Here is a 26,311-nt window from a genome sequence, read left to right as displayed (position 1 = left end):
TCATTAGTGGGTTGCCTCTTGGAATTCTAATCCTGATTATTGTTTCTCCTTAAAAACAATAGCGATTTGCTATAAGAGCTTGTTTAAAATTTAGGTTTCAATAAATGGACGTTTGCATCGAATTAGTTAAAATTTAAACATGCGCTAAAAAACCTTACTGAATGAGACACGAAATAGAATATAAATTAAGTCCTGAACTGGCTTATGACAAGGAAAGGCTAAACGCTTTTGTGAAAAATAAGTTAGGCGTTGCACATGAACCTGAAGTATTTGTCAGGCTTTTGAGAAGGTCAGTGGATGCTCGGTCCAAAAAGGTGAAAGTAAACGTAAAAGTGGAGGTTTTTGTGGAAGAATCCCCTGATGATTTAATTTCCTATCGAAAGGCTTATCCCAATGTGAAAAATGCAGATCAGGCCATCGTAGTGGGATGTGGCCCTGCTGGAATGTTTGCAGCACTTAGGTTAATTGAATTGGGAATTAAGCCAATAGTATTGGAACGGGGGAAAGATGTGAGAAACAGAAGGAGAGATTTAGCCGCCATCAATAAGGAACATATCGTAAATCCAGACTCCAATTACTGCTTTGGAGAAGGAGGAGCAGGGACTTATTCGGATGGTAAACTTTATACCCGATCCAAAAAAAGAGGCGACTTCCGCAGAATTCTGGAAATATTTGTCGCTCACGGAGCAAGCACAGAAATTTTGGTGGATGCACATCCGCACATTGGGACCAATAAATTACCTAAAGTGGTAGCTGAGATGCGGGAAAGTATACTGGCTGCAGGTGGGGAAATTCATTTCGATACAAGGGTTGAGGATTTTATTTTGAAGAATGGTGAACTAAAAGGGGTGAAAAATCAAAATGGAGATTTAATTGAAGGAATTGGGGTGATTTTAGCCACAGGCCATTCCGCCCGGGATATTTTCCACCTTTTGCTAAAAAAGGAAATATTCATAGAGCAAAAACCTTTTGCCCTTGGTGTAAGAGTTGAGCATAGCCAAAATCTGATTGACAAAATTCAATACCATTGTGAGGATAGGGGAGATTATTTGCCCGCGGCTCCTTATTCTTTGGTAACTCAATCTCGCTATAAAGGGCTGCAGAAAGGGGTGTTTTCATTTTGTATGTGTCCGGGAGGGTTTATGGTTCCTTCAGCAACTGCACCAGGTGAAGTAGTGGTGAATGGGATGTCGCCATCAAGAAGAGATTCGCAATTCGCGAATTCTGGAATTGTGGTTTCGGTAGATGATGAACAATTAAAGGCATATCAAAAGCATGGCCCCTTAGCTGGCATGATTTTTCAAAAGGAAATTGAACAGAAATCGTGCAAAGTAGCCGGAGGCACTCAGGTGGCTCCGGCCCAAAAATTGGTGGATTTTGTAAATAACAAAGTTTCCTCCAGTTTGTTGGATTCTTCTTATCAACCCGGGCTTACTTCTGTGGCAATGGATGAATTTTTACCGGCCTCCATAGCACAAAGACTGAGAATTGGTTTTAAAGATTTTGGCAAAAAAATGAGAGGTTATTTAACCAATGAGGCACAGATAGTAGCTGTAGAAAGCCGGACTTCTTCTCCTGTTAAAATCCCAAGGGACAGAGAAAGTTTCGAGCATGTGCAAATAAGAAGGCTTTTCCCATGCGGAGAAGGGGCTGGCTATGCAGGAGGAATTGCTTCTGCTGCTATGGATGGTGAAAAGTGTGCTGAAAAACTCGTGAATCTGTATGCCAGTAAAAAGTGTTAAATGTGGTGCTTTAAAGTCATTTGTTTAATCTTTGGCAAAAAACAGGAAATAGAAATTGGGAAAATCGTTTTAATTATACTTTTTTTATCGAAATAACATTTTTTGGCCAGCGAACTTAAATGACTTTATATATTATCTTAATGAATTTAAACAAGGTTAAATTCAACCTGTTAAATTCAGTAGTTTTACTGAAAAATTTTCAGTATTCTGCAAAAATCACAATGAACTACTATTCTATTTTTTTTACTTTTCTGGTTTTAAGCTTCCATAGTCTTTCTGCCCAGTATAATTGTTCCGAACCGATTGAAATCATCAGTTTACAAAGAACAGATGAAAAGCGCTTTGATTTAAGTGGGATTGCAGAGGTAGATGGAAAAATTTATGTGGTAGCGGATAAGGAGTGGAATAAGTATATTTATGAAATTAGTAAAAAAGGGAAAAACTGGTTTATTCATGAAGCTTATCCAATTAAAATGGAAGGGGATTTCGATTTTGAAGGACTGGACTTCGGTGATGGTGAATTTTATTTGTGTGATGAAAAAAACTCCAAAGTTTTTAAGCTTAACCCCACAACCCAAAAAGTTGAAGAATTTAACTTTTCCTGGGGGAAATTTAATGATGGGGCATGGGGAAATAAAGGTTTAGAGGGAATTGCTATCAATCCACAGGAACAAATTATATACCTGGCCAAAGAAAGGGGGCCAAGAAATATTTACGGTGTAGCATTGAATTCGGGAAAGGTATGTGAGCCATTTAAAATGCTTCTGGGTAATAATGAGCCTCCAGGTTCTGATATAGCAGATTTAAAGTTTAAAGATGGAATTTTATACATTTTAGCACGGGGCCAGTTTAAGGTGATAAAGCTGGATGTAGAAGCATACAAATCAAATCCTGTCCCGATAAATGAATTACCTTATTTTTCCTACCGGGAAGTGGCTTTTAATGCCATGCAGAAATTATATCTGGATAATGATTTTCCAATGGCAGAGGCTTTACTAATTACCGATCAGGAAATCTGGATTGGAATTGATAATAATGGAGGCCGATTGAATCCTGATAATAAGTGGGTAAAGAAGGAAAAATTATCTGGTACACAGCCCATTATTCTTCGGCTAAGCAGGAATGGTTTTTAGGCTAAAACCATTTGTTTTTCCGCATAAATATTGCCATAATAATCCCCACAACCACCATAGCTCCAAGGGTATAAAAATAGCCGTTCCGTGAATGTAATTCCGGCATATTTTCGAAATTCATCCCGTAAATTCCTGCGATGAAAGTTAAGGGAATAAAAATGGTAGAAATAATGGTCAGGGTTTTCATAATACTGTTCAGTCGGTTATCCTGATTGGAGGAATTTATGGCTAACAATCCCAAAACAGCATCTTTGTTGGCATCCATGGTTTGTATAACCCGGTTGAGGTGGTCATTCACATCATTAAAAAATTTGATGTTACTTTTTTGAATAAAATTGGATTTGATATTTACAATTCCAATGACTGATTCCTGTAGGGGCTCAGCAAATTTCCTTAGGAAGTTGAGTTTCTTTTTAAGCGCAATAATTTTTTCAATTTCGTTCCTGTGTGTACCGATCAAAAGTTCTTCTTCCAGGTTTTCAATATCCTGGCTGATATTATCTATTATATAGAGATAATGGTCCACTACCACATCAATAATTAAATAGAATAAATAATCTGATTTTTTACCTCTGGCTCTTCCTTTTCCTATCTGAATTCGTTCCCTCAATACATCGAAAATATCCCCGCGTTTTTCCTGAAATACAATAACATAATATTCTCCTAAGATGACACTTACCTGTTCGTGTTCTATAAACTTTGTCTCCTCATTATAAAAAAGCATCTTAAATGTAAGGAATCTATATTCTTCATAATCCTCTACCTTGGGCAAATGATCAACATCCAAAACATCTTCTAATAATAAGGGGTCAATATCAAATTGTTCTCCAAGTTTGGTAATAAGTCCAATATCATGAAGACCAAATATATTCACCCAGTTTACATGTGATTTTTTCAGGTTTTCCCTTAACCCTTCTATGTTATCCTTGTCATAAGTTTTGTATTCTTCCAGGTTATAAGAAATAACCTCCACCTCTACTTTTTCCTGTTTTTGAACACCTGAGAAAATAAGGCTTCCGGGAGCTTTACCTATTTTTGCTTTGTAGTTGGAAAAAGGGTTTTTGAGATTTATAGGATTTTTAATGTTAATTGGAGATTTCATTCGCATAAAAGTAGTAGTTGTAGGGACACAGCTTGATATATCCAAAAAGAACAGGCATTAATACAAAACTAAGTTGCCTGAATTAAATTAGAATAATATAACTGCCAAAATTATGAAAACCAAATTGCAGTTGTTATCCGGAAAGCAAATCTTCCCCTTTAATTTTTGATACTGATCATATTGCAAATTTTAAAATGCTCCTCAATATTTTGTGTCTTCTTCGTCCCTCCATGGATTATTTCTTAGTTTTAGGCTGGAGATTTTTCTTTCCATGCTTTCCTTTAAATCTCAGAAAATGACAAAAATATTAAAACCAATCATGTTTGTAGGGACTGGCTCAGATGTGGGTAAAAGTGTAATTTGTGCTGGTTTCTGTAGAATATTTAAACAGGATGGTTTTTCACCTGCTCCGTTCAAAGCGCAAAATATGTCCCTCAACAGTTTTCCCACTCCCGAAGGGTTAGAAATAGGCAGGGCACAGGCGGTACAGGCTGAGGCTGCAGGAATTCCCTGCAAAGTGGAAATGAATCCGGTATTGCTTAAGCCCACCAATGATAAAACCAGCCAGGTGGTGCTGAATGGAAAGCCAATTGGCAATCAATCGGCTATGGAATATTTTAATGGAAATAACCGGCAGGAACTATTCAATGAAGTGACGAAGGCTTTTGACAGGTTGGTTGCCCAATATTCCCCAATTGTAATGGAAGGGGCGGGAAGCATTTCAGAAATCAACCTTAAGGATCGTGATATTACCAATATGCGGATGGCTATCCATGCGCAGGCAGCTACAATTCTCATTGCCGATATTGATAGGGGAGGAGTTTTTGGAAGTATTTATGGAACCATCCTTTTGCTGGATGAGGAAGAAAGAAAACAAATAAAAGGGATCATTATAAATAAATTCAGGGGAGATATCGCGCTTTTTGAGGATGGCGTAAAAATGTTGGAGGAATTAACTGGTGTAAAGGTTTTGGGGGTAGTTCCCTATTTCAGGGATATATTTATTGAAGAAGAGGATTCTGTTGTAGTGGATAGAAAACTTAGGAAGGCAGTAAAGAACAAAGTCAATATTGCCATTGTGTTATTGAAAAGAATGTCAAATTTTACCGATTTCCAGGCCTTGGAACAGCACCCATATGTCAATATATTTTACTCCCACGATTCGGATGAAATAGCCCAGGCCGATATCATCATTATTCCCGGAAGTAAAAACTCCATTGCCGATCTGGTTGATATCAAAAATAATGGGCTTGCCAATGCTATTTTAAAGGCAAGGAAAGCAGGGAAAACCATTATTGGGATTTGTGGTGGTTATCAAATGATGGGTCTTTCAATTGAAGATCCACATGGCGTAGAAGGTCAAATTGAATATATGCCAGGTTTAGGTTTGCTCCCAATCAGGACTATTCTGGAAAAGGAAAAAACGACCAGACAGGTTACCTTTACTTATGGAGATTCTCCAACCGTATGCAAAGGCTACGAAATCCATATGGGAGAAACTATTGCAGAAAAAGGCATTAGTCCGGTTGTATTAAAGCAAGGTAAAATTCCAGAAGGCTGTAAAATTGATGCCAAATGTTGGGGGACTTATTTACATGGAATTTTAGATAATCATGTGGTAATTGAAGATATTTTAAAGCCTTTTTTAGGAAAGGAGAATTCTCATGAATTTGATTATCAGTCTTTTAAAGAAGAACAATATAATAAGCTGGCAGAAGTACTCAGGAATTGCCTCGATTTGGATTATGTTTATAAAGTGCTAAAAGACTAAAAAATTATTTAGGATGATATGAAAGAAAATCAATTTCAATTCTTTTATAAAAATTTAAATTCTATCAATCCTCTAACAGATTCAGCATGGCGTGACCTGAAAAGTTTTACCAGGGCAAAAAATTTTAAAGCCGGGGATTTTTTAGTCTTGGAAGGTCAGAAATCCCGTTACTGTTATTTTCTGGAGGAAGGAATTGTGAGGGTATTTTATAACAATGCAGGAACGGAATACAATAAGACATTTTTTATTCCCGGAACCTTTCCAACTACCCTGACTGCTCTACTCACCGATACCTCATCAAAAATAAGCCTTCAGGCGCTTACACCAACAAAAGTTGTTCAGTTTTCCTATATTGATTTTCGCCAATTATTCGACCAGCACCGCTGTCTGGAAAGGTTATTTTTAAAGATTATGGAGCAGATTTGGATAAAAAAGGAAAGGCATGATATCCATATGGTAACCAATGATGCAACCACAAATTATCTGATTTTTCAAAAGGAGTTTCCCGGAGTAGAACAACTTATTCCTCAGTATCATATTGCATCCTATTTGGGAGTTACCCCAATCCAGTTGAGCAGAATCAGAGCTAAATTGGCTAAATCATAAATTCATTAACATAGGTTAATGCCTTAGGAATTAGTGTCCTGCAATTTTGAATTGTAACTAATTCTCTAAGCAATGAAAACAATAACATTTCCATTACTGAACATCCTAATCATCCCGGGGTTTATATCCCTTTGTCTGATGATTCTGGTAGACTTTCTGCTTGGACCAGAGGCTGAGTTTCTCAACGCCTGGTTGATCCTGAACCGCTTACTTGGTTTTAATACCAACCTTCCTGAAAGCCTCATTTTGAAGCAATTTGGCCTGGGTATAGCCACAGCTATTATGATCCTGTCCAATTTACTTATTGGCCAGGTTTTAAGAGGGCTTTTCTTTTTATTCCTGAAATTTTAATCCTATTAAACTATGAAAAATCAAACGCTCATGATTAGCCTCCTCATATTGATTTACAGTGCTAATTGTTTTGGCCAATCAATTGAAAATGAATTGAGAAAATCCTGGCAAATTGGTTTGGGCTTTGGAGAACTGCCTATGCATGGCAGTTTAAAGCCGAGTATTACTTTCGGCTATCACTTTTCTGAACAGATGTATTTGGGAGTCATTTATCAGTTTAAGGATAAAATTAACCGAAATGAAACTTCATTTAATGCCAAATCGAATGGCTTACAGGGTTTGGTAAGTGCCTCTGAGGAAGTCGCGCAAAGATTTATGTTTCAGTTCCGCTATTCTCCTTTTAAGAATGGACCATATATTTCCACAGGTATACTTTATAATGGCACCGATAGAGAAACCATGATTTATGATTCCAGGTTTCGAAATATTCCTAACGAAGGTACTAAAGGCAACATAATTATCCTTCAGGAGCGACCTTCTGGCTGGGGATTAGGGTTAGGGTTTGGCTACCAACATAACTTTAAAAATGGTTTGGCCATCAATGCAGAATGGACACCTGCCTGGTTTAAAGGTTATGCTGATCCTGTTTATTCATTTTCCGGTTCGGCTCCTCTTTCAGGTTATGCTAAAACCTATTTAAAAAATAAAATGGATCAGGAGTTTAAATCCACTGTGACAAATCTATATAAGGTTTTTCATATAGGAATGGCTTACAGATTTAAGTAGACTTAGTTGAAAAGCAATGATTTATGATAATATAAAAATTTTGAAAAAATGAATTTATCTGGAAATACGATTTTAATTACTGGAGGAACTTCAGGTATTGGCCTGGCACTTGGAAAATATTTTCTGGCCAAAAATAATAAAGTTATTCTGTTAGGCAGAAACCAAAGCAAACTCGGACAATTACAAAAAGAAGGGTTTGAAGCTTTACGATGTGATTTATCTAATCAGAAAGATATTGAAGAAACTATAAAAATGGTGGAACAGCAATTTGATCATTTAAATGTGTTAATTAATAATGCAGGTATACAGTATAATTATCTGTTTCCAGAAATAGCTATTCCTTTTAAATCTATAGAAGAGGAAATAGAAATAAATGTGACAGGTCAAATGGTGTTCACTCAATTGCTAATACCAATATTGGCAGCCAAACCAAAGGCTTTCATTATTAACACCACTTCTGCATTAGGCGCATTTCCCAAAAAAGATGCATTGGTTTACAGCGCGAGTAAAGCTGCTTTTAGAAATTTCACACAGGGACTTAGAATTACCCTTAAGAATACTAGTATAAAAATCATGGAATTTATTCCTCCGGTTACTGAAACCAATATGACCGAGGGCAGGTTAGGAAAGAAAATATCACCTGAAGAATTGATTTCTAAAATAATTCCGCAAATGAAAAACGAAAAGGAATTGCTTACAACTATCCCAGTCAGGGCATTTTTATGGATTGCTTTTCTTTTTCCCGGAATTGCAGAAAAAATATTATCGAAATAGTCAATTTCAGCAAATAAAAAAGCTCTCGGAAAGTTCCGAGAGCTTTTTAGTGGAGCCGGAGGGATTCGAACCCTCGTCCAGAGAAGGCAACTATCATGTCTTCTACATGCTTAGATACACATTAAATTTTCGAGCTGATCATAGGTAGGCATCAGACCTGTAGAACAACCTTATCTGCTTAATTTCACCAATGCACCACAGCTTTACATTAGCTATTCCCGCGATTTCGACACCCCGTGATCACCGCCAGCAGGACTTAGGCAGTGCGAGATGATGGCCGGTGACTGTTAAGTCTACCTAAAATAATTAGACATCCTGTCTAAATTATGCAGCCATGGCGTAATTTTCTTCGCCAATTATTGTTTGGAACTATCTTTCAAGGCTCTCATCCCATGAGCCTGCATGCTTACCCACGTAACTACTCAACCTGTCTAATCCAGTCGGCCCCAGTTACTTTAGTATTTAATTAAACCGTTGTAAAAAAATAATCCTTTAAACTTTATTTCTCAGATTATTTAACAAATGCTTTTATATTCTATATACCCAACCTCTGGTGTCTTCAACTAAACCTCTTTGAATTCCAGTAAGTTCGGCATGTAGTTTAGTTGAAAACTCTCTTGTTTCCACTGCAGGAAGTTCGTAATCTACACCATCATACGCCATTAGAGCGATTTGGGTTATAGTAGCTGCAGTTCCTGCACCAAACATTTCCTTTAATGAACCATCTTTAATTGCCGAAACAATTTCCGCAACTTCTACAGGTCTTTCTTCCACTTTCAGCCCCCAGTCCCTGGCAATTTCCACCACACTTCTTCTGGTAATTCCAGGTAGAATAGTGTCGCTTGAAGGAATGGATACCAAAGTATCATTGATAACAAAAAGCACATTCATGGTACCAGATTCCTCAATGAATTTGTGGGACTTTCCGTCTGTCCATAATAGCTGGTGGTAACCCTGCTCAGCTGCTAATTTTGCAGGATACATGGAAGCTGCATAATTTCCTGCTGCTTTGGCAAATCCTGTTCCTCCCTGAGCTGCTCTGGTATATTCAGTTTCTACCTTTACTTTCACCGGCTCTGAATAATATGCACCAACAGGTGAGGCAAAAATGATAAACTTAAATGTTTCAGAAGGTTTTAAACCAATATATTCATCAGCAGCAAACTGAAACGGACGGATATACAAAGCTGAATCCTTTACATTTGGCACCCAGCTTCTGTCCAGGTCCAAAAGTTTATGCAAACCTGTCATGAATATTTCTTCAGGAACTTCTGGCATACAAAGCCTTTTGGCTGAAGCTTTTAACCTTTTGGCGTTCTCTTCTGGCCTGAAAACCAAAACTTCCTTGCCATCCGGACTTCTAAATCCTTTTAAGCCTTCAAAAACAGATTGTCCATAATGCAATACCGAAATCGCAGGACTTAAATTGAGATTATTGAATGGCTCAATTCTCAAATCAGACCACTGACCGTTTTTGTATTCAGCCAAAAACATATGGTCGGCATAAATTTTCCCAAAAGGAATATTGTTAAAATCAATTTCCGGCAATCGGGACTGATTCGTTTTCTGAATTTTAATATCCAATCCGATATCTATCATTTTTAAATCAATTAGTCCATTTATACATAATGCTAAAGCCCAAAGGGATTTAAACATTCAATAACTATAAAAGATGAATTTCCCAGGAGCTTCACCACTAAGTCCTTTTATATTTTAACTGTGTGGAAATGAGTTAACTAAGGAGGTTTATTAACTTAGTAATTAGATTCAAGCCACACCAGCCAAATTGTTTACGGTAAAATTAAATAAAATTATTATTACCGTAATAATCATTTATGTTTAAGCTTATCGAATTTATTCTAAATAAATGTAAGGATATAGCTTATTTAAAATGGAGTGCAAAATTATAACAATACTTTTCTAAAAAAAATTACTGTCAATTATCTTAAAAAGCTCAGGATGTACTTTTTTGGAAGCTGCCAGGATCTGATTGCCAAAAATATAGTCTTTCCCCATTTGGAAATCACTGACCGAGCCTCCCGCTTCCTGAACCAACAATATTCCCGGAGCTACATCCCAGGGTTTTAGTCCAAATTCAAAAAAAGCTTCAAACCTTCCTGAGGCAACATAGGCAAGGTCAATTGCTGCAGACCCCATTCTTCTCAGGCCATGGGCATTTTTTAAAATCTCGCCAAGGGTTTTAAAATATTGGGGAATTTTGTCTATTTCCTTGTAGGGAAACCCAGTGGAAACCAATCCTTCAGAGAGGGATTTCGAATTAGAGGCATAAATTCTTTCCCCATTGCAATAAGCGCCTTTCCCTTTTATAGCGTGAAACATTTCCTTTTGGTGAATGGCATTTGTCACACCAATTAAAATTTCATCGTCCTTAATTAGTGCAATATTTACCCCAAAATGAGGAACACCATGAAGGAAATTGGTAGTACCATCCAACGGATCAATAATCCAGTTAAAACCATTTTCAACTTTTTCACCAGTACCTTCCTCGGCAATGAAACCTGCTTCTGGTAAAATTTTACTAAGGCCTTCTACAATCAATTTTTCAGCTTCCTTGTCTACATAGGAAACGAGGTCATTCATGCCTTTATATTCAATATCCTCTACTTTAAACCTTCCTGATTCTATTTTAATAAAATCACCAGCTGATTTGGCAATTTCAATTACCTGCTCACAAATTTCCTTTAATTCCACGAACTGTTTTTAATATTTCCTTTAAAAATTTAAACCATAAAATACTTTCTGACCTTCCGGGTAATATCCTTCAATTAAGAATTCTCCCTGCGCATTGTCCAGAATAGCAATAAGCTCATTTGCTGTTTTAATGGGTTGTTTATCAATATGGGTGATGATAAAACCTTGTTCTACTCTGGCTTCCCTCAATTTTCCTTCCCTTAATTTAATAATTCTCAGCCCTGAGGTTATGCCTAAAATATCTTTGTCTCTTTCTGAAATTGGCATTACATCGGCTCCCAGATTTGAAATTTCAGTAGCCCCTTCACGAATAGTTTTCACAATTTCAACTCCATTGTTCTTATTCTTTAGAATAACATCCACATTATAAAGTTGATTATTTCGCTTATACACTACATTTATTTTGTCACCGGGTCTGTTTCTGGCGACCAGTTCCTGTAGGGCAGAAACATTATTCACTTCATTTTCATCAATGGCAATTACGATATCTCCAGCTTTAATTCCCGCTTCCTCTGCTCCTCCATCTGGGGAAACACCAATAATGAACACTCCCTCTACTTTATCCAAACCCAATTCTTCCACCAGATTGGCATCTACATCTTCAATACTCACTCCCATAAGTGCCCTTTGTACCTCCCCATAACTCAGTAAATCATCCATCACCTTTCTAACCAGGGTAACCGGAACAGCAAAAGAATAACCGGCAAAAGAGCCTGTGTTGGTAGCAATTGCGGTATTTACTCCAATTAATTTTCCATCTAAATCTACCAGTGCACCACCACTATTTCCGGGATTAACGGCTGCATCTGTTTGGATAAATGCTTCTATATTATAATTCTGGATAGATCTTGATCTTAATATGCCAATATTTCTGGCCTTAGCACTTACTATTCCTGCAGTAACTGTTGAAGTAAGATCAAAAGGATTACCTACTGCCAATACCCATTGCCCTGTTTTCACTTGATCAGAATCACCATAAGGCACAAAGGGTAAATTATCTTCCTTTACCTTTAACAATGCAAGGTCGGTGGTCGGATCTGTACCCACTACTGAGGCCCTGTAACTCCTTTTATCATCCAAAATTACCTCAATTATAGAGGCATTTTCAATAACATGATTATTGGTTGCAATGTATCCATCGCTGGAAATGATGACTCCTGAACCGGAAGACATTCTGTGTCCACCTCCGTGTCCCCGATCTCCTTCTCCCCACAAATCCTGAATCATTTCTTCCCATGCACTGCCATTTCCACCGGTATAAATAGTTTTGATATGCACCACTGCCGGTGTTACCCTTTCAGCCGCAGTCATAAAATTTAATCCATCAGGGACTGCGTAGCTGGTTGATTCGGTATTTTTTCCATTTTTTGCAAAGCTGGAAAATACAACACTTTGCTTTTCGGAAATTGATTCCGGAGTTTCTTCTCCCTTGAAAAAGTTAAAACCCGCCAGAGCGATCATTCCTCCAAAAACGGAAGCTAAAACAAGGGTCATTAAATATTTCTTCTGATCCATAAGATAGCACTTTACTGGTGATTAATATTATAATGGGGAAAATGCAGATTCCCAATATGGGTATTATCAGATTAGTTTGCTTAGTAGTCTAAAAAAAAGGAGAAAGCGAAAATTACCTTCAAGCAGTTTAAAAATTAAACACTTGAATATAAAAATAATAAAGTTGAGTGAAAATAATTGTCCTTTTAAATTAAATACTCAATTTAATTTTATGAATGGTTTTTACATATAAGGTAAGATGGTCAGTTTTTGTTCAGATTCCATGAAAAATTTAATCCTTTGGGAATTCCTGAAAAAATAAAAAAGCACTGAGAAAATTTCCCAGTGCTTATAAAAACAACTATAATAAAATGCCTTATTCTTCTAATTTTATCACTTCACTTCCAGCCAGTAAAAAAGCACCTGCTCCGTAAACTTCCCAACTATCTTTGGAGGTTGGTCTCGGGTCAGCACCAATTTGTTGTGTATAACCCAACATGCCATTGGGGTGAACTGCACCATTGAGGGCAACCCAGGCTTTCTTTACCACCGGTAAATATTCTGCTTTCTCTAGCATACCATTATTAATACCCCAAGCCAGTGCATAGCAATAAAAGCCAGTACCACTAGACTCTCCAATTGGATAAGATTTTGGGTCTAACAAGCTGGCTTTCCAAAAACCATCTTCTTGTTGAATACTGGCAATTTTTTTAGCCATCTCTTTATATAAATCAATGTAAAAATTTCTGGTTTTATGATCTTTTGGCAATTCCTCAATTACTTTTACCAATCCACCCATTACCCAGCCGTTTCCTCTCGACCAGAAAATCTTCTCCCCATTTTTCTCTCTTTTTCCCGTTCCATCTTCATTAATCACATAGCCTAAATCTCTGGCAAACAAATTTTCTTCTTTATCATATAAAAGATCATAACACTCTTTGTAAAGTTGATCCATATAATCCAGGTATTTGTCCTCACCAGTGGCATTGCTTAGTTTCACATAAGCAGGAGGGGCCATAAATAAGGCATCACACCACCACCAGTCAATTACTTTAATACCTTTTACTGCTGGCTTGCCTGCCATCATTTTATCAAGTGAATCTTTAAACGGAGCATAATAAGAAGGATCATTTTCTAAATTGGCCAGGTCGATATAAGTTTGGGCAATGGCATGATCATCCGCATGCCGGAGTCTTTTCCCCAGTTTCCACTGGTTTTCCTCACCCATTTTAAGCATGGCTTTCAGGAGTTTTTTTGAACCGGTTGTTTTATAGGCGGCCATTACTCCTGAATAGAATGCACCATTTGTCCAGTCATAAGATTCATGTTTGGGATTAGCCAGTTGCCAGTTGGCTACACTTTTCATTACCTTCTTAATTGATTTATCTGAAAATAATGCTTCATTATTTTGTGCTTTTCCAATATAAATAATTGAAAAAAAGCATAAAAACAGTAGGGTAAAATTTAACTTCTTCATTTTCTTTTTAGTCAATAATAATAATTTGTTGATAAGTACCTGAATTTCATTTTAGTACAAAAAAAATCTCTGGGTCAATAATCCACAAAATTTTTGGAATGCGATAATAGATAATATGAATTTTAAATAAAAAAAGCCCGGGAATGCTCCCGGACTTTTTTAGATAAGTAAAGTTTGAAATGAATTATTTTGAAATTAGTAGCCAGGGTTTTGAGGTTTAAGATTGACATTTCTATCCAACTCGTCCTGGGGTAATGGGAAAAAATAATCCCTGCTTGAATCAAAATTTTCATGAGGTTCAAGAGAAGAAGCTCCCTTAAATACGTTATCGCCAATATTCCATCTTTTGATATCGTACCATCTTTTGTATTCAAAGGCTAATTCTAATCTTCTTTCTTCCCGGATGATTTCAGTCAAATCACCACCTGCTGTTACATCAGCAGGGAAATCTACCTGAGTACCAGCCCAGTTTCTTGCCCTTGCCCTGATTTGGTTAATAAAGTCAATGGCATCTCCTGTATTTCCAAGGTTATTAGCCGCTTCAGCAGCAATAAGTAAAACCTCAGCATATCTCATCGCTGAATAGTTATTATCAGACTGTCCGCAATCTCCTCTTGAAAGCCCACAAGGTCCCCAATATTTTCCAATATGAGGCCTTGGAGAACCGTGGTTAGGCGCAAATTGGTCATATCCTACTAATTCATCACCGATATAGGCAGAATCAATAAAACTTACCTCCTTTCTGTAATCCCTTTCATCCCAATTATCAAATACATCCATGGAAGGAACAGCTACACTCCAACCTTCATTGGTATTTGGTAATTTAACACTCCTAACACCTGTTATTGGGCCCATCCAGTCAGTTTGTGCATTGTCACCTCCGGTAACCTGCCCTAGAAAATCGATGACAAATATATGTTCGGCAAGTCCGTCTGCATTGGAACCATCAAACAACAGCGCAAAATCTTCCATTAAACCATAACCGAAAGTCCCCTTGTTATCAATTACATATTTGGCTTCATCATAAGCTTTTTGACTATCCCCTAAGGTAAGGTGGACAGAAGCTAAATAAGCTGCTGCAGTACCTTTAGTTGGCCTGGACCTGATGCTTGCAGGATATTCATCTGGTAAATTTTGCTTAGCATATTCCAAATCGGAAATTATAGCCTCATAAACCTGAGCGGCAGGAGCTTTGGCTATATCTTTTACTTCTTCTGGGTTTTCAATGAAGAAATCAATATAAGGAATATCCCCAAAAATTCTTACCAAATGATAATAAGTGAAAGCTCTGATAAATCTGGCTTCTGCCTCCAAAGCATTTATCTCTTCTGCTGGTTCAGCAACAATTTTCGCACCTGCAATGCCAGCATTTGCTGCACCAATTATTTTATAAGCTCTGGGCCAAAAAGCGGTTACCATACCATTATTGGAATCCATATTGAAGTCATTGACCTGCTGTCTTCTACCGGGAGTATTTCGATCTCCAATATCTGCCATATCGCCTCTCAGCAATAAACTGAGCACTAATTTTCTTCCGTAAAACTGCTCGTTGGCAATGTGTGCATATGTACCTAATACACCTGTTTCTACATCTTTCGGAGTTTTGAAAAAGGCTTCAGGCGCAAGTAAACCCACTGGTTCTTCAACCAGATCTGTACAGCTAAAAGCTGTAACTAACAATCCTAATAATATTGATCTATAAAGTGTTTTTTTCATTTTCTTTCCTTGTTTAATTCGAGAAATCATTTGCTTAGAATCCGATGTTTAAGCCTACTGTGTAAGATTTAGCATTCGGATAGCTGGCATAATCCAAACCAAGGTTTCTGTTACCATTAGTGGAACCATCAGTTCTGTAATTTACTTCAGGATCATAACCTTCGTAGTCTGTGAAAGTCAGGATATTTTGAGCACTCACATACAACCTGAATTTTCGGATTCCCATTTTTTCTGTAATTTGGGTTGGGAAGTTGTACCCTAAGGCCAGGTTTTTAAGTCTTACAAATGATCCATCGTAAATCCATCTGGTAGAAGCTCTTCTACTTCTTCCTCCAAAAGCCTTAGGCACATCTGTATTGGTATTTTGAGGAGTCCATCGGTTTAAAGCTGCAGTAGTTGCATTGTTTCTACCTGCCATCAGATCAAGTTCCATTAGGGTATAGCTGTAAATATCATTACCCTGTGAAGCCTGGAAGAAAATATTTAAATCAAAACCTTTATAGCTAAAGTCATTATTGAATCCCCAGATAAAATTTGGATTTGGATCACCTATGATCGTTCGGTCATCAGCATTTAGTTGACCATCTGGCACGCCAGTTAAATCTCCATTTTCATCCTTTGTGCCATCAATATCCCTGTATTTTTCTCCTCCAACTTCAGTCTCGAATCCACCTCCGGGTAAAATTTCGTCACCATCCTGATATGGTCCGTCATAAATCCAGCCGAAGAATGAACCAACAGGTTCTCCTTCCCTTAGAATCTGAGTATTACCCAAACCTACCATGTGGCCAGGTCCGGAGGCATATTGAATATCGATACCACCGTTTGGCAGCTCAAGCACCTTATTTCTGTTGGCAGAAATATTAAAATCCATATTCCACTTAAATTCCCCAACTAAATTTCTTGAACTTAGGGTAAATTCAAATCCTTTGTTTTCTACTTTACCAATGTTTTTTAACTGGCTGCCATAACCAGAATATTCTGGAAGTGGTACACTAAATAGCAAATCACTAGTCTCCATGGCATAGTAATCCATAATTATGTTAATTCTATCTTCTAGTAAACCTACATCTATTCCAATATCAAATTGTGCGGTGGTTTCCCAAGATAAATCTCTGTTAGCTACAGAAGTGGGGGCAACGGCATTTACAGGAGCTCCATTCTGTACTGTTAACACAGGACTCAATTGTGCTAATGTTTGGTATGGTCCGATTGCTCTATTTCCGGTTAAACCATAACTCACTCTCCATTTCCAGTTACTTACTACATCCAATCCATTCATGAAGTTTTCTTCTTTCATATTCCAGGCAAATGCACCTGAAGGGAAGAATGCCCATTTTTTTCCTTCACTGAATACAGAAGAACCATCATATCTGGCATTAAAAGTCAATAAATACTTACTGTTGAAATTGTAGTTTACCCTACCGTACCAGGATGATAGTTCCCATTCATTTAGGTTTGAGTTTGGACTTTGCCAAACTGCTGAACCATCCAGGTTCCAGTATAATCCGGCATCGGTGGGAAATCCCTGACCTCTACCGCCCCAGCTTTCATTTCTGGATTTTTGATAAGAATAACCAGCCATTACAGAAAAGTTATGATTACCAATATCTTTATTGTATGTCAAATAGTTTTCATTTAACAGTAGTGAGTTTTTATAGGAATTAATTCTTCCATCCCCACCAACTCCTGCACCTCCTTGCAATACAGTTGGAGTATATTCACCTGTTCTTCCATTATCAGAGCTTGCACCAAGTGTTAACCTAAATTTCAGGTCCTTGAAAATGTCGTATTCTCCGTATAAATTTCCCTGAAACCTGTCGGTTACATTTTCATTAACATACTCAGTAGCGATGGCATAAGCATTATCGTGTGGATCACTTAGTCTTGCAAGGGTATAAACTCCATTGGAATTTCTAATTGGCTGGTCTGGTCCCATTTTAAAGGCTGCAGCTACTACACCAGAGTTATTTGCACCACCAGACCCTTCCTGGGTTCTCGCTCCTTCCTTATCTGTTCTCCTGGCAAAAAGGTTTAAACCAAATTTAAATTTTTCACTTGCCTTAATATCAATATTACTAGTAACCGAATATCGCTTATATCCAGAATTGATAATAATACCTTTCTGATCGTAGAGGGTACCAGATACATAATAATTGACATTATCAGAACCACCTGATAAACCTAACTGGTAGTTTTGGATATTTCCAGGTTGGAAAATAACATCCTGCCAGTCGGTATTGGAGCCCAATGAAGTGAAATTAGGATTGTCACTGGCTTCCTGTATATAATTTACAAAATCATCTGGCTTTAAAAGTTCAAGTCTGTTGATCTCATTCTGTACAGAGTAAGAAGCATTAAAATCTACATTAGTTTTTCCTGCTTTTCCTCTTTTTGTGGTAACCATGATTACACCATTGGCTCCTCTGGAACCATAAATTGCAGTTGCAGAAGCATCTTTTAATACTTCAATAGACTCAATATCTTCTGGTGGTGGTAAAGCTGCACCCACAAATCCATCTACTACATAAATAGGATCACTACTGGCATTAATAGAAGTTCCTCCCCTTACTCTTACTTTATATGAGGCGCCAGGCTCACCATTGTTGGATGTAATCTGCACACCAGCAGCCCGGCCCTGCAATGCCTGAACAGTTCCTATGGCGGGATAAGCAGTTAAATCTTCAGACTTAACGGAAGACACAGAACCGGTTAAATCACTTTTCTTTACAGTACCATACCCCACTACCACGACTTCATCCAATTGAGCCAAGTCTGGCTTCAAAGTGATATTGAAGGTTGATCTGTTACCTACTTCTATTTCCTGGGTTTCAAACCCGATATAACTAAAAGACAGGACAGAACTCTCTTCAACATTTAGGGAAAATTTTCCATCCAAATCGGTGGTAGTACCCGTTGAAGTTCCTTTTATAATTACACTCACACCGGGCAGTGGCAGGTCATCTTCCCCACTTATTACAGTACCGGAAATCACTGTCTGAAGTATTTCGAAATTATCTTCCAGTTCTTCTGCAACAGGTGCTTCAAATATATTTTTCTTACTTACAAAAATATTATCGTTTACCCTTTTGAACCGAAGGTCTGAGCTTTTGGAGATGTGTCTCAATAAATCCGCAAGAGATTCATTTTCGATGGCGGTGCTAATTCTCTGATTTGTATCAATTTTCCTGTTATCATAGGCGAATTTAAAATCAGTTTTATTCGCGATGAGTGCAAAAGCCTCTTTCAAAGTGGCATTTTTTAAATCTACACTCAAAATTACTTCTTCGATACTTTTTCTTTGGGCGTTACTTTCTTTGGCGATCAGTAAGCCGGCCATGAGGCATTGGAAAATTATACCATAAAATAAATACCTGGACATAATCAAGATTTGTCTTAGTAGTTTCAATTTCATATTTTTATATGTTTTTGATTGACGAAAAAATTCAAAGACGCATTCTTACTCAATCTCGAAAAGCCAAGACCTTCCCAAATTTTGGCAAATCGAATAATTGATAAGAAAGACTTAAAGCTGGCTACTTCCCATAGCCGGCTTTTCTTTTTTAGCTTGAGTTGGGGTGTGTTTTCATTTTATATTTACTTTTAGTTAATTATTATGATAATCAGTTAAAAAACTATTTGTTAATTATTGTCACTATCTTATCCTCAATTAAAAAGTCGAACTTTACAGAGAAGCTAAGTCCTTCAAGCACAGCCTTTAAGGACTCATTGTGAAATTCTCCTTCAAACTCACTTTCCAAAGGTTTTCCCTTTAGCAGAAAATTTACTCCATACCATCTCTCCAGTTTCTCCTTCACTTCTTCAAAACTTGCATTTTCGAAATACAGGATATTGTCTTTCCAGGAAAGGACTTGTTTTCTGTCAAATTCACTTTTCACCAGTCGTCTGTCCTTCTTGCTAAAGGTGCTCATTTCCTCCGGTAAAAGGAATAATTCCTGACTGGGATTTACATTGTTATCTGAAGTTTCTTCCTGATAGGCAACTGCCACTTTTCCACTGGCTACAGCAACCTGTACATCTTCATCTTCAGGAAAAGCTTTAATATTAAAAGAAGTGCCCAGCACCGTAGTTTTTACTTTGCCTGTATTGATAATAAAAGGACGATTTTCATCTTTGGAAACATCAAAAAAAGCTTCTCCTTCCAAAAAAACTTCTCGTTTATTATTACCAAAAGATTGGGGAAATGTCAGTTTGGAATCGGCATTCAGTTTCACACTGGTACCATCCATAAGGACCAGAGAAGTTTTTACTCCTTTTGGGCTAAATTTTTCAACCATCTCAGGAGCAGTATTTTCAGCTACCAGATCAGTTTCTTCTGTTCCCAGGGAATTCAGGTTTCGATAAAGAAAAACTCCACTTAGGGTCATAATTACTACCGCTGCGGCTATTTGGCTTAATCGCCAAAATTTGAAGCCTCCTTTTTCGGTAGTTAAAAAAGACCTTTTAGTGCCTTGTTCTATACTCGCAAATAATAAGTTTTTTTCTCTGTCCGAAAATGTTAATTCATTAAATGAAATTGATTGTACTAAGGATTTGGCTTTATTTACCTTTTCAATATTTTCCGGATTTTCCAAAATCCAGTTTTGCAACTCTTCATATGGTCGCCCGGTTTTTACCCAGTCAATGAATGCCTCATCAAGTAAAAAATCATTAATGTGGTAATCGTAAAATTTCATATTAAGGGCTTGAAGTAAATAAAATGTTTGCTTGTAATAATTGCCTGATTTAGGGTGTTTCCCCTTCCACACTCTTATAGGAAGGCAAGTCTTTATTTCTACTCTAATTATTTAATGTTTTTTTAAAAATAATTTCAGATTTTGCTTAAATATCTGATTTACAGTGATATATTTTTTTTGTTAAAAATTAAAATAGGGTGGTGGTTTATTTTTTTGAGCTAAAACAGGAAATTAAAATTACCTTTTATTACAATACATAAATAAATTATGTATTTTAGTGTTATATATTAAAAAAAATTAAATTTCCAATGAATAAAATAGCACAAAAAGTTCCACAGGGAAATAATGGAAAAACTGAAGTGAAGGGTAAAAAGTCGGTAGTAAGGGAATGGCTGGATGCCATCGTATTTGCAGTAATTGCAGCCACTATAATCAGGGCATTATTTTTAGAAGCCTTTATGATTCCTACTCCTTCCATGGAGCGATCACTTTTGGTGGGCGACTATCTTTTTGTAAGTAAATTTCATTATGGCACCAGAACTCCCCAAACTCCGCTTCAAATTCCCCTGACTTTTCAAAAAATATGGGGTACGGAAATTCCGGCTTACCTGGAATGGATTGACCTGCCCATGTTCCGGCTTCCGGGATTTTCTGAGATCAGGCGGAATGATCCTGTGGTATTCAACGTGCCTCATGATTTGGAAAACCCGGTGGATATGAGAACTTACTATATAAAAAGGTGCGTGGGCATAGCCGGAGATACTTTAAAAATAAACAATCAGCAAGTTTATATCAATGGTGTTCCCGCTGAAACCAAACCTGGAATGCAATCGAGCTATTTCCTCAAAACCAGTCAGGTAATTAACCAGAAGGTGTTTAAGCGGAATAAGATTACAGATATCTACCGAGCAGAAGGTGGGTATGTGGTACAGACTACTGCAGCAACTGCTGAAAAACTAAAAGTGCTTGGTTTTATTGAAGCCATTGAACCCATTATTTATGAAAAGGGTGTAGCATATGGTGCGGCTTATTTTAATGAATCAGGTTTCAATCATTGGAATATCGATAATTTCGGTCCATTATACATTCCCGAAGCCGGAGCTTCTCTGGAGGTAAATGAACAGTTTATCGCTAATTATGGCCATTTGGTGAAACATTATGAACATCATCATGAGGTGGAGGTAAAAGAGGATAAACTTTTCATTGAAGGGCAGGAAATAAAACGATACACTTTCCAACAAGATTACTTTTTTATGATGGGGGATAATCGTCATAACTCTTTGGATTCCAGGGAGTGGGGGTTTGTACCCATGGATCATATTGTGGGGAAAGCACTAATTACCTGGTGGTCTGTGGATGAACAGGAAAGCTTTGCGAATATTTTGGATAAGATTCGCTGGAACAGGATTTTTAGGGGGATTGAATGAGAAGATTGATTTCAGATGGGAAAACCTGCGTTTCGGGATTTCAAATCCCGAAACGCAGGTTCATGAAGTTCAGAAGGATCAACAATATTAAAATATTTTAACTCAAAAAATTATGGACATAATTGCCAGCTTCTTGTTATGGTTTTTGGTGGATGTTTGTGGAATGAAAAGTATTATTAAGGAAAAGAGTATTTGGTGGAAAATTATTAAATTCCTGATAATGATTTTTATCGGGTTTGTGGGAATGGCAATTTATATCACTATTTTCTCTTAGAGTTTAAATTTTTATTTTGAAACGAGGTTCCTGAATTGAGCATTTGCAGGGAAATAGGTGAAATTTAAATATGCTCTTATTCTGAAAAATCATTTTATTTAATTGGTTTGGGATCTTTGTTGGAATTTACCCTTCCTGACCTGTCTTTTAGATGAAGCTCACCTTCCAGGCCATTAATATGTATTGCACCTGAACGATCTTCAATCCGGATATCTTTATATGAATCTGAAATTTCAATTCCTCCCGACCGATCCTTTATCTCTGTTTCTCCACCTATATTGTTCACCAGGATTTTTCCCGAACCGTCTTTAATTTGTACGGTATGCTGGTGGGTAGAATCCATGGCAATTTCATTCATTTCAATTTGCCCTGACCGGTCCGTAAGTATCAGGCTTCCGCTTACTTTCCTAACTTTTATGCCTCCCGAAGAATCTTTTATATCCACATTTCCGGTAATCCTGCTGATGTTAAGTTCACCGGAACGGTCATGCACTTTTATATCTCCGGTTACATTTTTAATCTGGATATTTCCAGAACCATCTTTCACATAAATATTATTGGTAATATTCTGAATGGAAATTTGTCCTGAGCCATCTTTAATTTCCAAAAACAGGTCTTTGGGCACACTAACCTTCAGGTTGATTTTTGATCCTGGTGTGCCCAGGGCATTTCCAACTGGAAAACCAATGCTGCCATTTTTTTTGTATTTCTGAATCCTGAAAACACTTTTTAAAAAAGCAGCTCCCTTTTCTTCTTTCATGGAAAGATCAAGAAAACGATCCAAAAACTTTTGATTTTCCTGTTCGCTGATAGATGCTGTAATAATTTCGGCATCTACTTCAATGGTATTTTTCCCGGTTTCATTAGGCATTATTTTTAAAAAACCAGTACCGCAATGAATATTTATTTTATCCAGAAAAGCGGCATCCAGACTCAAATGGGCATGTGCTACAAATTTTTTGAAAATCACATTGGTGGCCTCTTTATCTTTTTTTGCCTGGCTGGTGGCCAGTTTTTTCCATTGATCCTGATCGCCTAAAATCACCACCTCACTTAGCATCTGAGGTTTGTTTTCCAAGGCTATGTGCATTTTACCATGTGAATTGAGTTGGGATAAATCAATTTCATAATTATCATAGCCCACCCTGGATACATACAAAGTATCGTTTAAAAATCGGCTTGGGATCATTATCCCAAATTCACCATCGGGGTTGGATACAATGCCTACTTTTTTCCCTTTTATACTTACAGAAGTAAGAGGTAGTGGTTCACCGGTAGTTTTATCAATTATTTTTCCCGAAAGGAAAATATCCTTCATCATGCGTTTTAATACTACCTGATTACCTTGAATGGCATAGTTTAAATCCGCTTTTTCAAATAATTGCTGAAGTGCATTTCCCAGTGGCTCGCCTTGAATGTCAAGGCTTACGACTTTGTCCATGGGAATATCATCGAAATAGCTAAAATTAAAATTATAAGAAGAATCAAGATCGTCCAGCACAGCAGCCAAGGGTACACCCTGATATTGTAAATACACCTTTTCATCCAGAATATTGGATTGACAATAACCTGTGAAGTTTAAAAAACTAAATAGGCTTAATAATAGAAAATGATGAAATATTACTTCTTTACTCAAACCGAAATTTGTTTTTGGAACAAGATAAATTCAGGTATATTCTCGAAAGTTAATAAAATAAGTTGGGGTTGTGTAAAAACTTAATATTTCAATTTGACAAAAAAATTGTCCGTGCAGGAAGATCTGACAGGGCCTGTATTTTTGCGATCCTGCCTTAGGCCCTATTTAGGCCAGGTTTCCATCCAGGTTTTTGTTTTCCAGCAACCCCATATCAAGATTTACTGTTTTTTCACCCAATAGTTATTGGAGTTCACTTTGCCAGATTTATCTCTAACGGTTAAAGTTCCCTGAATTTCATGAACAGAAATTCCCCCAGACCGGTCTTTAATATCCACATCTCCATCTATTCCTCTTAGCCTGATTCCTCCCGAACGGTCAATCATTTTTACGGCCGAACCAATACTATTTCCTACAATTCCTCCGGATCGGTCTTTAATATCCACAATTTTATTGTCATATTTTCCAAGTGCCACCTCGCTGAAATAAATTTTTCCTGACCGATCGCTTACTGACAAAGAACCATCAATTTGGGATAGGTTGATACAGCCGCTTCCATCCCGCACTTCCAGATTTCCTGCAAGACTCGAAAAATAAATTTGCCCGGAATGGTCTCTTATAAAAGCATTTCCCACCAGGTTATTCGCCTTAATTTTACCCGATTTGTCTTTTATTTCAATATAGTTTATTTCATTATTTTCCTTGCCAATATTTTTAAGTTCTATTCCTCCTGAGGCATCGGTAATCTTCAAATTACCAGAAATATCGTTAATGGTAATAGCGCCTGATTTATCCCGGATTTCCACACTTCCGTCAATATTTTTCAGCTCAATTCTGCCAGACTTATCATTTACATCTACATCATTTTTTAGGTTTTCTATTTTTACCGGACCCGATTTATCATTTATCCTGACCTGCAAACCCTCTGGTACCATAATTTTCAAATGGATTTTTGAGCCTGGAGTCATGAACATATTGCCAAAAGAATAGCCTTTACTTGTGCCTTTTTTGTTGTATTGCCCTTCAAAAAAGCTTTTTAAATAAATATCTCCACCCTGATTATCCAATTCCAACTGGAGGTATTTTTCCATAAACTTTATAGCATTTCCTTTGCCCAATCCCGTGTTTAGAATCATGGCTTCTACCTTAATTTCATTATTTTCGCTTTGGATTACTTCTATATCACCTGCTCCACAATTGACTGTAAATTTATAACCATTGTCAACCGGCATGGTCAGTTTCGCTTTGGTGACATACTTTCCATAAATCAGGGAAAACCCCTGTTTATTTTTAATGGTTTCCTCAATTTCCATGGTTTGAGCACCTGCCAAAAAACACCAGGTCACCAAAACCAGAGTTAAAAAACCTTTACTTTTGAAGATAAAAATGATTGTTTCAAATAAAGTTTTCATTGGTATATTCATTTTAAAATTTCACATAGTTCTCCCGGCCAGAAAATTTGATTTTTCTGAAAAAGAGGGTTTATTTATTAAGTATGAATTAAGAGGATTTTTGCACCCGGATAATTGATTGATCAGATCAATTAAAAGGTGAAAAAATGAAATGGGTTAGCCACAATCTCCCCCTGATAATATGTATTGATTGTTTTCTTTCCTAAAAGTGATTCCGGAACCAAGCTCCATAATTTTAAAGATTTCCTCAAGTCCCGGATTTTCAAATTTCCCGGTATAATTACAATTGAAAATAGCCTTATTTTCTACTATAATAGTCACCTCAAAATATCGCTCCAGATCTCTAATCACATCCTTCATTTGGGTTTGGGTAAATTCCAGTTTTTTATTTTTCCAGGCGAGGAAGTTAGGGTTTTTATTTTCAGCTTTAGCCATATTTCCAGCTGTTTCGTCCCATAGGGCCGTTTCACCGGGAATAAGCGTAACTTCCTTGTTTTCAGTCGAAAAGGCGACTTTCCCCGTCACTAAAACTATTTCTACAGCATTATCGAGTTCATCTTCCCTCAAATTAAAAGATGTGCCTAAAACCCTGGTTTCCGTATTTCCGGCATGGATAATAAAAGGTTGCTCAGGATTTTCACTCACATCAAAAAAAGCTTCTCCTTCCAGGTAAACTTCCCTTTCTTTTCCTGCAAATTCCCCTGGAAAATAAAGCACTGCATTTTTATTAAGGAAAACCTCTGTACCATCGGCAAGGACAATTGCTTCCTGACCAGTAGTTAAGGCACTTACTTTTTCCAAACCGAATTTTTCAAATTCCCAATTCATGAGCGCAATACCCAAGCCCAAACTTATGAGAATAACAGCGGCTATTTTGTAAACCCAGGTGAAGTTATTTTTCGATTTACTAATGTTAAATACCTTGTTATCAATTTTGGAGGGATTGATTTTTTCCCAAGCCATATTAATATCAGGGGTTTTATCCGAAAAATCATGAATACCATTTTCCCAAACTGATTTTACTTTTTGGAATTCAACTTCATTTTCAGGGTTTTCAGCCCTCCAGTTTTCCACCTCACTTCTCTCTGTTTCGGAGGCTTCAGCGGTAAGATACGATATGATATTTTCGAACTTCATTTATTTAAAAAAAACATCAAATGATCAATAAGTGTCTGATAATCTAATGGTGTTTCTCAAAATTAATAATGGTTGTATTTAAAAATGGCCCAGGTGCATTTGAAATCAATTTAGTAAAAATTCATAT

General features: G+C 37.1%; 19 protein-coding genes and 1 other RNA gene. 8 read left to right on the top strand and 12 right to left on the bottom strand.

Features of this window, described 5'->3' with window-relative positions; all coding sequences use genetic code 11:
- The first annotated feature begins 161 nt into the window (after positions 1-161).
- Entirely contained in the window at positions 162-1,742 is a 1,581-nt protein-coding gene (locus A3EM_RS0108950) for an NAD(P)/FAD-dependent oxidoreductase (protein WP_020527857.1), read from the top strand.
- Positions 1,743-1,963: 221 nt separating this feature from the next.
- The gene (locus A3EM_RS0108945; RefSeq protein WP_157637792.1) at positions 1,964-2,875 is read left to right on the top strand and encodes an SdiA-regulated domain-containing protein; all 912 of its coding nucleotides are present in this window, start codon (positions 1,964-1,966) and stop codon (positions 2,873-2,875) included.
- A 1-nt stretch (position 2,876) separates the two neighbouring features.
- Here A3EM_RS0108945 and corA read toward each other — a convergent pair whose 3' ends face one another.
- A complete protein-coding gene (gene corA / locus A3EM_RS0108940) occupies positions 2,877-3,983 on the bottom strand; it encodes a magnesium/cobalt transporter CorA (protein WP_083925200.1) in 1,107 nt (368 codons plus the stop codon).
- A 289-nt stretch (positions 3,984-4,272) separates the two neighbouring features.
- Here corA and A3EM_RS0108935 point away from each other — a divergent pair, with 289 nt between their 5' ends.
- The 5 genes from A3EM_RS0108935 (at position 4,273) to A3EM_RS0108915 (ending at position 8,205) form a co-directional block, all read left to right on the top strand.
- On the top strand, positions 4,273-5,748 hold the full coding sequence (locus A3EM_RS0108935) for a cobyric acid synthase (RefSeq protein WP_026210191.1): 1,476 nt from the start codon (positions 4,273-4,275) through the stop codon (positions 5,746-5,748).
- Positions 5,749-5,766: 18 nt separating this feature from the next.
- A complete protein-coding gene (locus A3EM_RS41915; protein ID WP_020527853.1) occupies positions 5,767-6,354 on the top strand; it encodes a Crp/Fnr family transcriptional regulator in 588 nt (195 codons plus the stop codon).
- 72 nt (positions 6,355-6,426) lie between these two features.
- A complete protein-coding gene (locus tag A3EM_RS0108925; RefSeq protein WP_020527852.1) occupies positions 6,427-6,705 on the top strand; it encodes a hypothetical protein in 279 nt (92 codons plus the stop codon).
- Positions 6,706-6,717: 12 nt separating this feature from the next.
- Positions 6,718-7,431 carry a hypothetical protein gene (locus A3EM_RS0108920; protein WP_026210190.1) on the top strand — a complete coding sequence of 238 codons (714 nt, stop codon included), beginning with the start codon at positions 6,718-6,720 and terminating at the stop codon, positions 7,429-7,431.
- Positions 7,432-7,479: 48 nt separating this feature from the next.
- A complete protein-coding gene (locus tag A3EM_RS0108915) occupies positions 7,480-8,205 on the top strand; it encodes an SDR family oxidoreductase (RefSeq protein ID WP_020527850.1) in 726 nt (241 codons plus the stop codon).
- A 47-nt stretch (positions 8,206-8,252) separates the two neighbouring features.
- On the opposite strand, the gene ssrA is transcribed toward A3EM_RS0108915, so the two are convergent.
- The 8 genes from ssrA to A3EM_RS0108880 form a co-directional block, all read right to left on the bottom strand.
- Positions 8,253-8,653, bottom strand: a transfer-messenger RNA (tmRNA) gene (ssrA, locus tag A3EM_RS46895).
- An 80-nt stretch (positions 8,654-8,733) separates the two neighbouring features.
- On the bottom strand, positions 8,734-9,804 hold the full coding sequence (locus A3EM_RS0108910) for a branched-chain amino acid aminotransferase (protein ID WP_026210189.1): 1,071 nt from the start codon (positions 9,802-9,804) through the stop codon (positions 8,734-8,736).
- 321 nt (positions 9,805-10,125) lie between these two features.
- Entirely contained in the window at positions 10,126-10,917 is a 792-nt protein-coding gene (locus tag A3EM_RS0108905; protein ID WP_020527848.1) for an inositol monophosphatase family protein, read from the bottom strand.
- A gap of 21 nt (positions 10,918-10,938) precedes the next feature.
- On the bottom strand, positions 10,939-12,432 hold the full coding sequence (locus A3EM_RS0108900) for a S1C family serine protease (protein WP_020527847.1): 1,494 nt from the start codon (positions 12,430-12,432) through the stop codon (positions 10,939-10,941).
- 355 nt (positions 12,433-12,787) lie between these two features.
- A complete protein-coding gene (locus tag A3EM_RS0108895) occupies positions 12,788-13,888 on the bottom strand; it encodes a glycoside hydrolase family 88/105 protein (protein WP_020527846.1) in 1,101 nt (366 codons plus the stop codon).
- 195 nt (positions 13,889-14,083) lie between these two features.
- Positions 14,084-15,604: a RagB/SusD family nutrient uptake outer membrane protein gene (locus A3EM_RS0108890; RefSeq protein WP_020527845.1), complete on the bottom strand. Its 1,521-nt coding sequence runs from the start codon at positions 15,602-15,604 to the stop codon at positions 14,084-14,086.
- A 34-nt stretch (positions 15,605-15,638) separates the two neighbouring features.
- Positions 15,639-19,019, bottom strand: a complete 3,381-nt coding sequence (locus tag A3EM_RS0108885) for a SusC/RagA family TonB-linked outer membrane protein (RefSeq protein WP_026210188.1) — start codon at positions 19,017-19,019, stop codon at positions 15,639-15,641.
- 220 nt (positions 19,020-19,239) lie between these two features.
- On the bottom strand, positions 19,240-20,301 hold the full coding sequence (locus tag A3EM_RS0108880; RefSeq protein ID WP_020527843.1) for a FecR family protein: 1,062 nt from the start codon (positions 20,299-20,301) through the stop codon (positions 19,240-19,242).
- A gap of 308 nt (positions 20,302-20,609) precedes the next feature.
- On the opposite strand from A3EM_RS0108880, the gene lepB reads away from it, so the two are divergent.
- Positions 20,610-21,728 (top strand): signal peptidase I, encoded by a 1,119-nt coding sequence (lepB, locus tag A3EM_RS0108875; protein ID WP_020527842.1) that lies wholly within the window; start codon positions 20,610-20,612, stop codon positions 21,726-21,728.
- 368 nt (positions 21,729-22,096) lie between these two features.
- Here lepB and A3EM_RS0108865 read toward each other — a convergent pair whose 3' ends face one another.
- From A3EM_RS0108865 to A3EM_RS0108850, 3 genes are all read right to left on the bottom strand, one after another.
- Positions 22,097-23,638, bottom strand: a complete 1,542-nt coding sequence (locus tag A3EM_RS0108865; protein ID WP_020527840.1) for a carboxypeptidase-like regulatory domain-containing protein — start codon at positions 23,636-23,638, stop codon at positions 22,097-22,099.
- Positions 23,639-23,856: 218 nt separating this feature from the next.
- Positions 23,857-25,047 (bottom strand): DUF4097 family beta strand repeat-containing protein, encoded by a 1,191-nt coding sequence (locus A3EM_RS0108860; protein WP_020527839.1) that lies wholly within the window; start codon positions 25,045-25,047, stop codon positions 23,857-23,859.
- 156 nt (positions 25,048-25,203) lie between these two features.
- Positions 25,204-26,184, bottom strand: coding sequence for a FecR family protein (locus A3EM_RS0108850; protein ID WP_020527837.1), 981 nt, complete (start codon positions 26,182-26,184; stop codon positions 25,204-25,206).
- Between the last annotated feature and the right edge of the window lie 127 nt (positions 26,185-26,311).

Origin of the sequence: Flexithrix dorotheae DSM 6795 (assembly GCF_000379765.1) — a bacterium.
In the GTDB taxonomy this organism is placed as follows: Bacteria; Bacteroidota; Bacteroidia; order Cytophagales; family Flammeovirgaceae; genus Flexithrix; species Flexithrix dorotheae.
This window is presented reverse-complemented; position numbering and strand designations above follow the sequence as displayed.

Coding starts and splice junctions, on each gene's coding strand:
- A3EM_RS0108950 (WP_020527857.1), top strand. CDS start 162: ATGAGACACGAAATAGAATATAAATTAAGTCCTGAACTGGCTTATGAC.
- A3EM_RS0108900 (WP_020527847.1), bottom strand. CDS start 12,432: ATGGATCAGAAGAAATATTTAATGACCCTTGTTTTAGCTTCCGTTTTT.
- A3EM_RS0108895 (WP_020527846.1), bottom strand. CDS start 13,888: ATGAAGAAGTTAAATTTTACCCTACTGTTTTTATGCTTTTTTTCAATT.
- lepB (WP_020527842.1), top strand. CDS start 20,610: ATGAATAAAATAGCACAAAAAGTTCCACAGGGAAATAATGGAAAAACT.
- A3EM_RS0108890 (WP_020527845.1), bottom strand. CDS start 15,604: ATGAAAAAAACACTTTATAGATCAATATTATTAGGATTGTTAGTTACA.
- A3EM_RS0108910 (WP_026210189.1), bottom strand. CDS start 9,804: ATGATAGATATCGGATTGGATATTAAAATTCAGAAAACGAATCAGTCC.
- A3EM_RS0108860 (WP_020527839.1), bottom strand. CDS start 25,047: ATGAAAACTTTATTTGAAACAATCATTTTTATCTTCAAAAGTAAAGGT.
- A3EM_RS0108920 (WP_026210190.1), top strand. CDS start 6,718: ATGAAAAATCAAACGCTCATGATTAGCCTCCTCATATTGATTTACAGT.
- A3EM_RS0108945 (WP_157637792.1), top strand. CDS start 1,964: ATGAACTACTATTCTATTTTTTTTACTTTTCTGGTTTTAAGCTTCCAT.
- A3EM_RS0108925 (WP_020527852.1), top strand. CDS start 6,427: ATGAAAACAATAACATTTCCATTACTGAACATCCTAATCATCCCGGGG.
- A3EM_RS0108935 (WP_026210191.1), top strand. CDS start 4,273: ATGACAAAAATATTAAAACCAATCATGTTTGTAGGGACTGGCTCAGAT.
- A3EM_RS0108850 (WP_020527837.1), bottom strand. CDS start 26,184: ATGAAGTTCGAAAATATCATATCGTATCTTACCGCTGAAGCCTCCGAA.
- A3EM_RS0108885 (WP_026210188.1), bottom strand. CDS start 19,019: ATGAAATTGAAACTACTAAGACAAATCTTGATTATGTCCAGGTATTTA.
- corA (WP_083925200.1), bottom strand. CDS start 3,983: ATGCGAATGAAATCTCCAATTAACATTAAAAATCCTATAAATCTCAAA.
- A3EM_RS0108880 (WP_020527843.1), bottom strand. CDS start 20,301: ATGAAATTTTACGATTACCACATTAATGATTTTTTACTTGATGAGGCA.
- A3EM_RS0108915 (WP_020527850.1), top strand. CDS start 7,480: ATGAATTTATCTGGAAATACGATTTTAATTACTGGAGGAACTTCAGGT.
- A3EM_RS41915 (WP_020527853.1), top strand. CDS start 5,767: ATGAAAGAAAATCAATTTCAATTCTTTTATAAAAATTTAAATTCTATC.